Source organism: Candidatus Thiosymbion oneisti (assembly GCF_004359955.1).
Classification (GTDB): Bacteria; Pseudomonadota; Gammaproteobacteria; order Chromatiales; family Chromatiaceae; genus Thiosymbion; species Thiosymbion oneisti.
Genome location: NZ_SMSC01000114.1, coordinates 1 through 768 on the forward strand (window position 1 = coordinate 1; position 768 = coordinate 768).

General features: G+C 60.4%; 1 protein-coding gene. It reads right to left on the minus strand.

All coding sequences use genetic code 11. The annotated features are described in order from the left end of the window. Nucleotides 1–175 precede the first annotated feature (175 nt). Nucleotides 176–634, minus strand: coding sequence for a hypothetical protein (locus E1958_RS19665; RefSeq protein ID WP_133512137.1), 459 nt, complete (start codon nt 632–634; stop codon nt 176–178). Nucleotides 635–768 lie beyond the last annotated feature (134 nt).

Consider the following 768-nt stretch of genomic DNA (forward strand, 5'->3'; position numbering starts at 1 on the left):
TTCGCTCCATAATTCGTTGTTTTAGATTGCAATAATGTGGGGATACCTCAGGGCCGGGACGGCTTCTGGCGGCACCGCCAGTTGGCCGAGTTGGGGATCGCGAACCAGTCACACGGTAGTGGTGGGCACAGCCCACCCTACCGGTTCCGTTCATCGAGCCGCGACTTAATTTGACTCAACGCGGACGGCGCAGCCGCCGGCGTCCCTGGTAGGCGGCAATCTGGCGGATGATGGGCTGGTAGGGGAGAGCAGCCAAGGTATGGAAGTGGTCCAGTGCTGCCGCGATGATGCCGTGGATGTCCTCGATGGTTTCCGGGATCGGCGCGTCGGGCATCGCGACGGCGTGCAGTCCACGCAGGCCGCCGACCTGGACCCGCATGGCCTTGGCATGGGGCAGGGCCGCGTCCTCGTCCGTGGCCTTTAAGGCGAAGCGGGCCTGCCGGCGCAAGAGCTCGAGCAGCTCCAGACACCGGGCCTGGGCCGCGTCGGAGCCGCAGTTGATCCCCTCGCGCTCGGCGATGCAAAAGCGCCGTCCGCGGCTGCATCCGCAGTTGTTGGTCAGGATGCTCTTCTCGAATGGGCAGAAGCGCTCGTTGATGGCGCGGTAGGTCTTACGGAATACCTCGTTATCCATGTCCGCCGGTGCCTAGTACATCATTTCGCTTGATAGTACATAAATACGCGGTAGTGGGTAAGTTTCAAGTGAGAACATCCAGCAGTCGATAGTCATCCTGAATTTCTATCACTTGAAAGTTTTCCACTACCACA